12 protein-coding genes and 1 pseudogene are annotated in these 12,329 nt (G+C 54.4%); 5 read left to right on the top strand and 8 right to left on the bottom strand.

Annotated elements, in window-relative coordinates:
• Positions 1 to 48: 48 nt before the first annotated feature.
• Positions 49 to 906 (top strand): hypothetical protein, encoded by an 858-nt coding sequence (locus AAC126_RS07145; RefSeq protein WP_339851538.1) that lies wholly within the window; start codon positions 49 to 51, stop codon positions 904 to 906.
• A 176-nt stretch (positions 907 to 1,082) separates the two neighbouring features.
• On the opposite strand, the gene AAC126_RS07140 is transcribed toward AAC126_RS07145, so the two are convergent.
• The 8 genes from AAC126_RS07140 to AAC126_RS07105 all read right to left on the bottom strand — a co-directional run bounded on the left by AAC126_RS07140 (position 1,083) and on the right by AAC126_RS07105 (position 9,475).
• Positions 1,083 to 1,502 carry a CopD family protein gene (locus tag AAC126_RS07140; protein WP_339851535.1) on the bottom strand — a complete coding sequence of 140 codons (420 nt, stop codon included), beginning with the start codon at positions 1,500 to 1,502 and terminating at the stop codon, positions 1,083 to 1,085.
• A gap of 2 nt (positions 1,503 to 1,504) precedes the next feature.
• A complete protein-coding gene (locus AAC126_RS07135) occupies positions 1,505 to 1,861 on the bottom strand; it encodes a DUF3817 domain-containing protein (protein ID WP_339851532.1) in 357 nt (118 codons plus the stop codon).
• Between the two features lie 101 nt (positions 1,862 to 1,962).
• Positions 1,963 to 2,583, bottom strand: a complete 621-nt coding sequence (locus tag AAC126_RS07130; RefSeq protein ID WP_339851530.1) for a TetR/AcrR family transcriptional regulator — start codon at positions 2,581 to 2,583, stop codon at positions 1,963 to 1,965.
• Positions 2,584 to 2,752: 169 nt separating this feature from the next.
• Positions 2,753 to 3,388, bottom strand: a complete 636-nt coding sequence (locus AAC126_RS07125; RefSeq protein ID WP_339851527.1) for a glutathione S-transferase family protein — start codon at positions 3,386 to 3,388, stop codon at positions 2,753 to 2,755.
• Between the two features lie 557 nt (positions 3,389 to 3,945).
• Positions 3,946 to 5,082, bottom strand: coding sequence for a GNAT family N-acetyltransferase (locus AAC126_RS07120; protein ID WP_339851524.1), 1,137 nt, complete (start codon positions 5,080 to 5,082; stop codon positions 3,946 to 3,948).
• 155 nt (positions 5,083 to 5,237) lie between these two features.
• The gene (locus AAC126_RS07115) at positions 5,238 to 6,185 is read right to left on the bottom strand and encodes a hypothetical protein (RefSeq protein ID WP_339851523.1); all 948 of its coding nucleotides are present in this window, start codon (positions 6,183 to 6,185) and stop codon (positions 5,238 to 5,240) included.
• A gap of 4 nt (positions 6,186 to 6,189) precedes the next feature.
• Positions 6,190 to 7,236, bottom strand: coding sequence for a radical SAM protein (locus tag AAC126_RS07110; protein WP_339851520.1), 1,047 nt, complete (start codon positions 7,234 to 7,236; stop codon positions 6,190 to 6,192).
• Between the two features lie 70 nt (positions 7,237 to 7,306).
• Positions 7,307 to 9,475, bottom strand: coding sequence for a pyruvate kinase (locus AAC126_RS07105; protein WP_339851518.1), 2,169 nt, complete (start codon positions 9,473 to 9,475; stop codon positions 7,307 to 7,309).
• Positions 9,476 to 9,657: 182 nt separating this feature from the next.
• Here AAC126_RS07105 and AAC126_RS07100 point away from each other — a divergent pair, with 182 nt between their 5' ends.
• The 4 genes and pseudogenes from AAC126_RS07100 to AAC126_RS07085 all read left to right on the top strand — a co-directional run bounded on the left by AAC126_RS07100 (position 9,658) and on the right by AAC126_RS07085 (position 12,292).
• Positions 9,658 to 10,686: a radical SAM protein gene (locus tag AAC126_RS07100; protein ID WP_339851516.1), complete on the top strand. Its 1,029-nt coding sequence runs from the start codon at positions 9,658 to 9,660 to the stop codon at positions 10,684 to 10,686.
• Positions 10,683 to 11,471: a glycerophosphodiester phosphodiesterase family protein gene (locus AAC126_RS07095; protein WP_339851513.1), complete on the top strand. Its 789-nt coding sequence runs from the start codon at positions 10,683 to 10,685 to the stop codon at positions 11,469 to 11,471. Before AAC126_RS07100 ends, AAC126_RS07095 begins: the two co-directional genes overlap by 4 nt.
• Before the next feature lie 113 nt (positions 11,472 to 11,584).
• Positions 11,585 to 11,836, top strand: a pseudogene (locus AAC126_RS07090) (transposase); the annotation flags it as partial.
• A gap of 285 nt (positions 11,837 to 12,121) precedes the next feature.
• A complete protein-coding gene (locus tag AAC126_RS07085; RefSeq protein WP_339851512.1) occupies positions 12,122 to 12,292 on the top strand; it encodes a hypothetical protein in 171 nt (56 codons plus the stop codon).
• Positions 12,293 to 12,329 lie beyond the last annotated feature (37 nt).

Raw genomic sequence — 12,329 nt, 5'->3', positions numbered from 1 at the left:
TGGCGAAAGGCCTATTTTGAAAAGTTCGGTTTTCCCGACACCGCCGCCGTGCCAACTGACGACGCAGATGCCTACCGGCTAAACCCGGACCATCATTGGCTGTTCAACAAACTGCATCTGGCAGAACTCCAGGGATTGCGGGCCGGCCCATTCGGGGTTCTGCCAACGCTGGAGCCGCTTTTCGCCAAGCCGATCTACAATCTCTCCGGCATGTCCGTGGGCGCGCGCAAGTTTGAGACAATCGATGAGTTTGAAAGCACGCTGCGCCCCGGCATGATGTGGTGCGAATTCCTGGAAGGGCCGCACTACAGTGTCGACTGCATCGCCGTTCAAGGAGAGATGCCCTGGATCTGCATCACCAGGGGATATCCGCTGGCCAAGGGCACCTGGGATTACTGGCACGTCAATATGCCCGCCGCGCCCGAGGTCGAAGCCCATCTGCGGGACTTCATCGCCCGGCATCTGGGTGATTATACCGGAGCGCTCAATTTCGAAGTTATCGGCACCAAGATCATCGAGGCGCATCCCCGGATCGCCGTGCAATGGGTAGACCTTTATGGCGATGGCTTCGTGCGGGCACTACACCATCTGCACGAGACGGGCCGCTGGGAATACGAGCCCGAGGACCCGAGCGGCTATAGCGTCGTGGCATTTGCCCCACCCGCCTATTACCCGCCGCCAGCGCCAGAGCTATGGGAGCAATGGAACGCAACCGAGGGCGTCACCTATATGCAGCTCCCCTCCTACGCGCCGGACGGCACCTTCAAGACCCTCGGCATGCCGGAAGGTGGAATGCGCCTCATCGTGATCAACACCCGCACCCTCGAGCCCGCCATGGCGCTGCGGGAAGATCTGGTCGCGCACTATCTTGGCTCAGAAGAAACGCCCCTGAGCCTTACGGCTTGAGAGAGGGCTGGCGGGGGAGAGCAATTTCGCCCCAGCCGGCCAGTTCCGGCCTGCGCTTTTACTTCTTGTCGAGACCGGGCATTAGGCCCTCACGATAGACCTCCAGGCCAAGCTGAAATCGGGATCATGATGTCTCGCGCTTCATCATATGCCTCTGCTCCTCTCGAGAAGATCTCCTAGATCGGCTTTGCGATCGCGAGAATGGCAATGATCAGCATGGCAAGCACAAGACCAGCGCCGGCGCCGGTCATCCCTTCCGCCAGCGTTCCGTCCCGCGCGGATCGCCGTAACCGTCCCGACTGCAGGCCATGAAAGGCCGACACGGCGACGACGACGGCGAGCTTGACCGTCAACCAGGTTGACGGAAACCATTCCGCCCATACCGCCAGGGTAATCCCGAATATCCAGGCCAGCAGCAAAGCCGGTGTCACGACCTGACGGTCGAACCGGGCCAGGGCCGTGAGTGTTCCGGCCTGCTGATCCTGCGGTGAACGCGACACGGCAGCCACCATACGATCCAGCGCCAGCATGCCGCCGACAAGGAACACCACCGCGGTGACATGCGCGGCCACGAGAAACGGATAAAACGCCATCATCTCTACCTGCTCTGTGCGCCGCTGAATGCCCCTGCCCTGCGCCGGAGCCAGGAAATGTTGAAATATCCGGCGAATGGCAGGAAGGCGACGAGGAACAGCCGGGCCGTGTCGCGCTTGCTCCATCCGCCGCCCGACGCGGTTTGCAGCGCGGTCCAGATATAGGCCAGAAAGGCAAGACCATGCACGGGGCCGAGGATCCGGGTCCCGAGCGGCCAGTCGTACAGATGCTTCGCAGGCACGGCGACACATACCAGAACAACCAGTGTCGTCGCCTCGATGATCGACAGAAGCTCCAGCCGTTTCAGCTGGTCCTGCTCAAGCGTGTCGGTCGAGCGCGGGGGCATTGGCTGGTCAGTCATCGACGCCCCTCCGGAAGCCGGAGGCTGGAACAGGTTGCCGGAGATCTTTCCGCGCTTTCGATAAAAGCCGGGGCAACGGGAGTAAACGACAAGGGCATGGATCACGTTTCCGGTTGTGTTTCGTCCGGTGCGGGCGCGGCCCGGTATCGCCGGACCAGGGCATCGACGGCATGGGCCGCGCGCGCATCCGCACTCTTGTCACGGATGAAACGGCTCGAAGCATGATGGCTGAGGTAAATCCCGCAGAGCTCCCAGATGAATTGCTCCACATCGGTATCGGCCGACAGATGTCCCGCCGCCACCGCCTCGCGCACGAGCCGGCCCAGCACTGCCCGCCATTCCGCTTCGAGCTGCAGGGCGTGATCGCGCACGTCGCTTTCGATATCGTCCAGCTCGAACAATGCCGCCGCCACGGGACAGCCGCCGCTGAGCCCGGCCCGGCGCGACCAGCCGAACCACAACCCGGCAAGGGCCAGCAGACGCGGCAAACCGGCAGGTGCCTGCATCGCGGGCTTAAGCACCACGCGCTCGGCCGCCCGTACGGTTTCGTCGAGCAGATCGATCTGCAGCTGCTCCTTCGAGCGAAAATGCGCAAAAAGCCCGCTTTTCGACAAACCCGACACCTCGGCAAGCCGCCCGATCGTCACGCCGGAAAGACCGAGCGCACTGACCTGATCGATCCCGGCTTTCAGCAATTTCTGTTTAGTTTCATGTCTCTTCATGAAAAATAAATACGAACGGTCGTTCTTTTTTTCAAGAAGATTCGACAGGACCAACTTTGCAGGCAGACACCTGTGCAAGCGGCACGTTGAACAGCACACCGGGGACAGACTCCCCGGAGATACGTCTCGGCAGGCCCGCGTCGGGCGATTAATGCGAGGCGGCTGAGTTTCAGCGGGTCAGCGGACGGAGCGCATCCTGACTTGGCGCGCTGTCGGCGACGGACGCGATGGCGTCATAGGCATCCGACCAGGCGGCAAGTGCCGGATAACTCTCCCGCCAGTCCGTCACCAGTTCGTAGAACTGCATCATGCCGAGCGCCGCCACGACGCAGAGCGCATCGAAACTGATCGGCGGGGCGCCAGCGGAGGCTTTCCCCGCGGGCGTTTTCAATGTGTCGTTCAGATGGGCCAGACCGCGCCGGACCTGAATATCGGCCACCTCCTGCAGGAACCCGGAACGCTCCGCCTCACTGCGCCGCATCTCGCGCGACCAGACCGTGACCACATCGAGAAAAGCAAGCGACTGCGCCTCCTCCGCGACGGCCTGCCAGTCGCCATAGGGCGCAACAGTCCGCCTGCCGGATTTTTCGTCCAGATAAGCGCAGATATGGCGCGCCTCCGAGAGCACGAGGTCACCGTCCACCAGCAGCGGAATGCGCCCCAGCGGAGAAACCGGGATAACCGGACTATCCTGCGTCCGCAACCCCACCCAATCAAGCTCCAGCGCCTCGCCCAGCCCGCTTTCGATCGCGGTAATCCGGCAGATCCGGGCATAGGGCGAATTTGGGGTGTAATAGAGCTTCATGATGGCGGTTTCCTCCCGTTTTTATTTTATGGGCGCCACCCTAGCGCAGACCGCCCCCTGTGACAGGAACAAATGAGCTGATGCGTGCGAGCGCGGCCTGACACGATGACGGTAATGCGGTCGAGTTTGAGCGTGGGGGAGTTCAGAGGCAGCTATGTGGGAAGCGGTCGTTCGTCGCGGCAACCTTGAGGATTCGATACTCATACAGCCTGCTGCGAGGCTCAGGGATTAAAGCTCTCCAACGCTAAAATCTTTGTCCCGTTCATCTATCGGTCAGCTTCGATAGCCGCTGGGCGAGGCCAGCCTCGCATTCGAGGAACGAAAGGTCTGTTGAAAAAAAGTGTCTTTGGCTTGAGGCGCGGAACATCGCAGATCGGCTCCCAATCGCTCATTAACGTCTGAAAGAAGCGCCCATCATATAGAACTGCTGTTTTGGGATGGGAGTATCCGTGCGTTTCCAACATCTGATGGCCTGCCCGAAACGGCATGCACCCGTTCAGCTCGTCGCTACAGTCTTGTTACTGGTTATGTGTCCGAAGCCCAAAACGGGAAACCATTCACGGTGCTTTCTCCCTGGCAAGGACGTCCAGCAAGGCACGGTCGGCCTTTGTCGAGTAATAGGCGCGGTATCCGGGGAAAAAGAATGGAGGTAGCACTCTGGGAATGACCCCCATTGCCTGACCTGTACTCACAAGCTGAGCGTAGCGCTTCTTGTTAAATACATGGGTTCCTACGTAATAGGGCAAGCTAGTCCGCGTGAAGCTCCTCTTGAAATACATAATGGATTCAGCCCCGCCTCCGAGGTGAAATTTTTTGAAACCTTGCTGTTTGGCCCATTTTGCAATCTGCATTATCAAGAAATGGTTCACATATGTACGCTTCTGAAGGCGCCGGTTCGCGGCCAAAAAGTATTCCAACGTGTCACCGCTACGAAGCGTGATAGCTGCGCCCAGGACATTTCCTTGCTCTTGAACAGTAAAGAGCTCGATATGGCCTTTCATCTTTTTGAATAAACTCGCAAAGAACTCTGCTTTGAAATTCAGGTATCCGGAATTACCGCGACGACGCATGGCTTCATGATAAAGTTCAATAAATTGAGTGATGGTATCAGCGGTATAGTTTCGCTCCATGACGAACCCAAGCCTCGCAGTCTGGCGGATACCGGTCCTGATGCGCGATCGGCATCCGGCTAGTATGTCATCTTCACTCTGGGTCAGGTCTATGTAGAGGTTCTCGTTGTGATGCCTTACGTTGTCGATCAATCCTTGGCCGAAGACATTATTTTCGGCGATAGGATCAAAGCGAATGAACTCGGAGATGATGTTCGTATCCAAGGCGTACTCTGTCAGGCGTGCTCGGAAATCTCTCGTGATTTTCTCACAGGCCGCACCCGTGCCACCAACGTAGAATCCTCCGTATCCATAAGGTGTGGAAATGTCGAATTCATCCTTGAGCGTGCCCCGATCGAATGGGAGCCCCTTGAGCGACGTGCGTATGACGGGATAAACAATCGTGCCCTCTGAGCATGTGTAAACGATGCATTCCGCGTCGCCATCTCCGTTACCCTCCAACACTGAGCAATATTCAGGTAACGACGAAACCCCCATTCCATTCACACTTTGAAGAGCGGCGCTCCACTCGTCTGTATTTTTCAGGGTCAATATTTTAAAATCTGGCACGAAAATTTCTTTCACTTTGAGTGCCTGTTCGCCGGCATGCAAAGGTAGGTTGGCCCAGGGAAGAATGATCTGAGGTATTGCGATCCCGGCTCTCGAGCGCTGCTTTTTGATACCAGACTATCGTGCCTTCCCTTGCTGAAGCGAATGCTTCAAGGCGTGACGGCATGCAGTCAATGCGGGAGCGCGTCAGCACCGAAAACCCCTTCCACGAAAAATGATAATTCCTCAGTGAATTTCAGGTTAATGAGAGCATTTCTGTTCCGATCCGGGAAAGGGCTAATCTGTTTCCCGGTTCGCTTGAGCGAGATACCGTGCCACTGATAGAAGGCGTCAATTGCTTCGACGATTGCCATTGGCTTCGCTCGCAATTCCTCATATTTCAGGTCCAGGACCTGTTCGGGTGAAAACTGTGATACTTGCATGGCCTGTTCGTCAATCAGGGCACGAGCCTGGAAGACAATCTGCTCTATCGGATTCGAGGCTTTATCGAGCACCGATCGATCTCTCACATGTGTACCGTAATATGTGTTGAGATTGCCATAACGCTCAATCCGTGCATTCAACAGAGAATTGCAGATATGCCATGGGGAGCGCGTGAGATTTAATACGAGGATTGGTCCTGACCCTGCATCGATATCGGTTAAATTACTCCCGGCTAAAGGTGAATCGAAAAGCAGTGGCACTTCGAGTATATGTTCAATGATACCAAGTGTTCGTCTCAAACTGGACCAGTCTACCGGGCGGGTGACATGATGCTCATCCCCTTCAAGGGATAGCCACTTGCGCCAAAACCATCCCCATTCATGAGGCTCGAATATGCCTTCCGTATTGCCGAAGCGAGATGTGAAGGAGCTCGTGAAAACTTCCGGTGCGAGTTGTACGTGAAGCGCCGCACCGACAGCTGGCGCATTCCAGAAACGGGCCATAAGATTCGAGACATATCCGAACTGGAATGACGAGACCATGACTTGCTGCAGCAGGGTGGAGCCTGCTCGCGGAGGTGCCGCGATAAAGCAGGGTGGCCACCGCAAGTCTGACGCCGAACCGCTTAACGTGAGATCCAGATTACTCAGCGAGTCGTTGGCCTGCCGCAAGATTTCGGAGTCGAGATGCCCCATCTGATCACAAGAAGTTCTTGTGATATTGGTCTGCCGCGTCGGGGTTCAGAACCGTGTGAATCAGATGGTTCATCCCGTGGTACCGGCAGCCGCCTGGGCATTTCGACAGGTTCAGCTTGTTCGAAAGTGACAGGATATTCTCTTCAATCAGGTCAAGGTCGTCATCCATTGTTCCGACCGGAATCCTGTGCGGGCCGCAATAGACGACAGCACCATCTTCATAGAGATTGAGATTAAAGAAACCAGCTACACAGCGATCATAATTGAGGATATTCCTGTCCGCTTCCTCTGAAAGAATTTGATGCGGTCGATAATAGATCGTGAAATCGCGACTCTCGAAATCCTGCCGCGCCCTCGCAACGATCGGAGTGATATCCTCGAAGGTAAGATTATTCTTGTCGATGCGCTCCCCTACGGAACCTCGATTGAATACCGGTTTGACAGAAAAATAATCGGCTCCGATTTCGGATGCATTTCTGGCCGCCAGATGCAGATCGCCAAGATTATGGTGGTGCGTTGCATATTGGATCCCGATGGTCGGCGTGCCGTCCTTCCGCTGCTTGATGATTGAGGCAAGATTTTTCATGATTTTCGGGTAATGCTGTGGACGCACGTCGTGCATCCAGGCATGCATTTCAGTGCTGCCGGCATCTAGGCTGATCCGGAGATAGGTGAAGCAATCAAGAATCTCTTGTTCGAACCGGTCGAGCAGAAACCCGTTCGTAAACATGCCCTGTTCGATACCGAGTGCGTGGACTGAGCGGACCAACTCTCCGAACCGTGGATGGGCGGTCGGCTCACCGTTGCCTACATATCCAACGGCCTTTAGACCGCGCTCTCGTGCTTTTGTCAGCCACTCAAGCAGCAGATCGAAATCCATCATCTTCGCTTTGTCGAGCTGGTACTCATAAGCCGTGCACCAAAGGCACTTGTGGTTGCAATAGTTTCCAAGACTTAGCGTGACATGGATGGGGAATTGCTTTTCACCGCGGGCGAGCTTGTCGAGCTTGTCCCGATGATAGATGAGTTTCTCAAAGCCTAGGATGTCCATTCTGTTCATCCTCCTGGGGAAAACATACTCAGTTCTATTGTACGGTCAGCCTAGCACGAAGGCGCCGAAATCATCCATTGCTGCCGTGAAAGATATCCTGTCCGGCTTTCAGGCGGGCAATCAAAAGGTCCTGTACAACGGGGTGTATGTACCAGTCCGGCAGGCGCTTGCCTTCCAGTAGTGCCGCTCTCGCTTCGGTTCCAGAAATCGCCCGAGCATCCTTCGCTCCCTTTGCCGGACCGTACCGACCGCTTGCCAGATCGTAGGCGTATGCATCGAAAAATAGAGGTGTTATCCCAAGGTCGGGAAGGGATGCGAAGAATGCCCGAGCTGCATCAGCGGCATAAAAATCTCCGACTCCAGTATGATCCCGGCCGACGATAAAATGGGTGCATCCCATATTCTTTCGGCAGAGTGCCGTGAAGACCGCCTCTCGTGGACCAGCGTAGCGGGAATAGGTCGCGAACCCACCCAGAACGATTTTGCCGCTAGGGTAGATTCCAGTCTGAAGCAACGCCTCGTAGCTCTCGATAATCGGAGCGGAAAGGAAATCTCCCGGTTTTTTGAACCCGAGCACCGGACTGATGAGCAGTCCGTCCGCATTAGCACGTTCCAAAGCCTCGAACTGCAGGTGCGTATGTACTTGATGCGCAACATTTCTGCTGTGAAACCCGACCACCCGGTTCCAGCCTTTTTGCGCCAGAATGTCCCGGATTGTTGCTGGTTGCAGTTTATAGGGCGAGTAGAGTTCACGGGTGGCGGCAACAAGGGTTGGTTTGCCTGCAACAAAATGGCTGCCTCTTCCTTCCAGACTCCGGATTCCGGGATGGTTCCGATCTCGCGTACCGAACCAGGTCGAAGCGAGAGCATCGAGGTCGGCCTCATAGATTTCAGACACGTCGAGGATCGAATGCAGATGGTTCTGTGCGCCGCGGATTGCGACACGTTGCCCGACCGAAAGCTTTCCTGCTTGATCTGTCGACACAGGCAGAACTATTGGCAGGGGCCAGACAGTTCCGTCCAGCAGCCTGTTTTCGGACAAGACTGATCCGAGTTCTTCCTTTCCAAGGAAGCGATCGATGGGGGAGTAGGTGCCATGACAAATCTGCTCAATATCACTAAGCGCCATGGCATCCGCATGCAGGGTCGGAAGAGAGTCCTGTTCTGCCAGAGCAATCGTATCCGAATCAGCAATAGCCGAGACTAGGGTTCCGCCGTGAGGGCCGTTTGCTGCACTCTCGAAGTTTGGGGTGCTGGCAAGCGCACCAGTGTCGCTGCGGAACTGCTGGATCAGTCGGCGAATCATAGCAGCGCAGGCAACCGGATGCTCGCCGATAGCCGTTTCAGCTGCCAGCACCAGGCCGTCTGCACCATCAAGCAAAGTATTATAAATGTCGTTGATTTCAGCACGCGTGGGGACCGGGGAAACCACCATCGATTCGAGAAGATTGGTAGCTACATAAACCGGAGTGCGAACCTTCTTTGCGGTCTGGATAATTCGTTTCTGGGTAATTGGAAGGCGTTCGATCGGCACCTCGCGGGAAAGGTCACCGCGGTCAATCAGGATCGCGTCCGCCGTTCGCGCGATATCCATGCAATGGGCCAACCCACTCTGGCTTTCGATCTTTGCGATGATGTGCGCGTCATCGCCGGCAAGTTGCCTCAAAAGATCAACATCGCTCGCCGAGTTGGCAAAGGATAGAGCGAAATGCTTGATGCCCAGTTCACGCCCAATGCTAACGGCTTGACGGTCTTTGTCGGTAAGCGGTTGCAACCTAAGTGGTCTGTGAACCGAGACCCCTTTGTTGGAGCCGACGGTCCCGCCGGTAATGACGCGGGCTCGCGCGTCATGTTCGTTTAGCTCGACGATCTGAATCATCACCGCGTTGAAATCGATCATGATGAGATCGCCGACCTCGAGCAGCGATAAAGCATAAGCCGGGTAGAGGCTGAATTGGCCCGCGTCTCCAAGCATTGGCTCTGAGACGATGTGAACCTTCATGTGCTCGGCGAGTTCCACGGTCCCTGTACGCATCTTGCCTGTTCGGATTTGCGCTCCCTCGGTATCGAGGCTGATCGGTACGGCGCTATGCTCCTGAACGAATTTTACCCGGTCCGCAACCTCATCTACGGCAGTATGAGATAGATTGATTCGGAACAGATCGACACCGATCGCATCCAGTTTTCGGATAACAGAACTCTCAAACGAGGCTGGCCCAAGGGTGCAAAGGAGGTTCATATAAGACTGCTTCCAAGGTTCGTTTTTAAGGAAGATGCCGCAACAGAAATCATAACACCAGAAGACAGTGGCCTGTAATTTGCCTGATGTTCATGCGAATTTACATATGTGGTATACGCGGTGAATGCGATGGTGGTTTGTTTCAATCCTGTGGGCCGAGCTGACCGAGATAAAGGACGCACATGGTGAAGCACACAGAGTTCCCGATTCATATTGATATCGACCTGAGCACCAAGTGCAATCTGCGCTGCAGTTTTTGCCATCTCAGTTATTTTAAACCTAAGAGCTGGACCCAGATATCAGCAGGTCAGTTTAGAGCTGTTGAACCGTTGCTCCCTCACCTGAAATCAATGACGCTTTTCAGCAAGTACGAGGTGTTAACGTGTCGCGATTTTATTCCGATATTCGAGAAAATCTCTTCCTACGATATCGAAACCTATTTCTCGACAAACGGCATCCTGCTTGAGGATGACATTCTCGACGTTCTTGTTGGAAACCTGACATATCTGACCGTGTCCGTGACCGGTTTTGATCGAAAATCCTATGAACGTCATATGGGCCTGGATCGATTGGACGTCGTGCGCGAAAGATTGAAACGCCTGAATGAGAAAAAGAGAGAACGGGAAACGGATCTTCCAAAACTGCGCATCTCAACTGTCGGAATGTTAAGCACTTTGGATGATTTGCCGAAAGCCATCGATTTTGCAGACGAGTTTGAGGCGAGCGAAGGGGTGCAGGTGACCTATTTGAAGGCTCACGGTGATGACATGGTGCGTGAAATGCCTTTGAATGACCCGACGAAATTCCAGAAAGCCTGCGACGCAGCCCGGGCGCACGCAGATAGGCTCGGTGTTGCGTTCGAGCAGCAAGGCGGCACCGTGGATGAAATCGTCGAGGCGACGAAGGATTTGGGACACCGTTACTGCTCGATGCCTTGGTATAGGCTTTCCATTCAACCGGATGGCGACGTTTATCCGTGTCCCTTGACCTCTAATCCGATCGGCAATCTGAACGAGCAGTCGATTGAGAACATCTGGAACGGCGATAGCCTTGCTGCCTTTAGGGCAAAAGTGAACGTGGTCGAGAATCAAAACGAGGATTGCCGAAACTGTACTCATTGCCGACATCGGAACGTGCTCGATCCGGCCGCTAATGATTTCTCAACAGCGCAGTCCTATGTCGCTGGTATGACACGTATTGTTCCTGAATGATCGGGTTGATATTTCATCGAGGATGCAACCTTACTGAAGCAGAAAATTCAATCGCTGGAATTAAGGAATGCATTGAGCTGGCTCCTTGGCGACCCGTTGAAATTGACGTAGCCGTAACAAAGGATTGTCATCCGGTCTTACTGCATGATCTCTCTCTGGACCGTCTCTTCGGGCGTCGTCGTACGATTCTTGATGTCACTCTCAACGAGTTGGAGGAAATTGCAGGTGAATCGAAAGTCGCAACCCTGACGGGGGCGCTTGATGCGTTTCCGGATACCCAGTTTGAGCTCGATCTGCGTGACGATACCTCTATGGAACTGTTTCCGGAAAGTAACCTCTCGGTATCAGACCTTCCGGTCAATCCCGTACATTCCCTGCTTAAGGGCATCGAGCCTATAATACAGAACGATGCGGGGAAACGCCTTCGGCTTATAGTAGGTCAACCAAGCACATATAGGCGCCTCAAGAGACTGTTTCCAAACGTGCCTCTCAGTCTTGCTGAGCGAAGTTGCCGAGCATTTCTCACTGAATTGACCAAGGACGCTTATGCGCCGGCTCCTGTAGAGGGGCTTGATCGTCTATATGTTCGCTATCGGACGGCATCCCCTGAACTGACGGAGCGACTACATAGAAGAGGGTTCTCTGTCTGCCTGACGGCGTCGTTTCCTTATAGAAGTCTGGAGAATTCGCGCCAGGTCGCAAAGCGTGCGATTTCATCATCTGTTGACTACGTCACAGTCAGTCCTGTTGACATGAATTTAGTAGATCTTTTGGAGAGCAGTTAGTGAAGAAGAGCTTTCCTGCGCCTGCAGAGCCGCTTTCTGAAGCGCTGTAACCTCAATCCCGCAAGGCTCCTCCTTTTTGAGTAGAGCCCGTCACCCGAGAGGAGACGGATTATATAAAATGCAGCCGCTTCAGCGAAGAGCAGATCATTTCGATTTTGAAGGAGCAGGTGGCTGGCCAGAGGACGGCGGATGTGTGCCGCCGTCGGGGGATCAGTGACACGACGTTCTACAAGTAGAAAGCCAAGTATGGAGGCCTTGAGGTATTCGACGCAAAGCCGCTGATGGACATCCAAGACGAGAACGCGCGCCTTAAGAAGTTGCAGGCTGAAATAATGCTCGACATCACCATGTTGAAGGATCTGCTTGCCAGCCCATCAACAACAAGTCGCCAATTGATACTCGAACCCTACCAGCAGGCAAATAAAACTGGAGACGCAGGTCAACCATCAAGAACTTAATATGCTGTTCATTTTACACCATAAAATCAATATATAACGAACATAAACATAAAAAACTAAACTAATTCTTCCTCCTTACCGGGTATATTTCGCGGTAATTGAAGATGTTTCGGATTTTAAATAAGGTTAACTTTTCTTCAGTCGCTTCCGTTCGATGGCGCTTCCATATTTAAAAATTACGAGGAATCAGTCATGCTGACCGCTGACGTCTCAACGCAGATACTCCATACTGTCGATCAAGGTTTTAGTGAGCAGCTTCAACTTAGCCAGGAGTTGGTGCGTTTCCCCTCCACACCAGGGCAGGAAGCGTTGGCACAGGCTTTGATCGCCCGTGCCGCGCAGTATTATCTTCAAACCTTGTAGCCCACCACCTGCATTAACAGCCTGCATCTCAGATAAA

Origin of the sequence: uncultured Nisaea sp., assembly GCF_963974195.1 — a bacterium.
GTDB lineage: Bacteria > Pseudomonadota > Alphaproteobacteria > Thalassobaculales > Thalassobaculaceae > Nisaea.
Note: the sequence above shows the minus strand (reverse complement) of the source record. Positions and strands in the feature narration are given on the sequence as shown.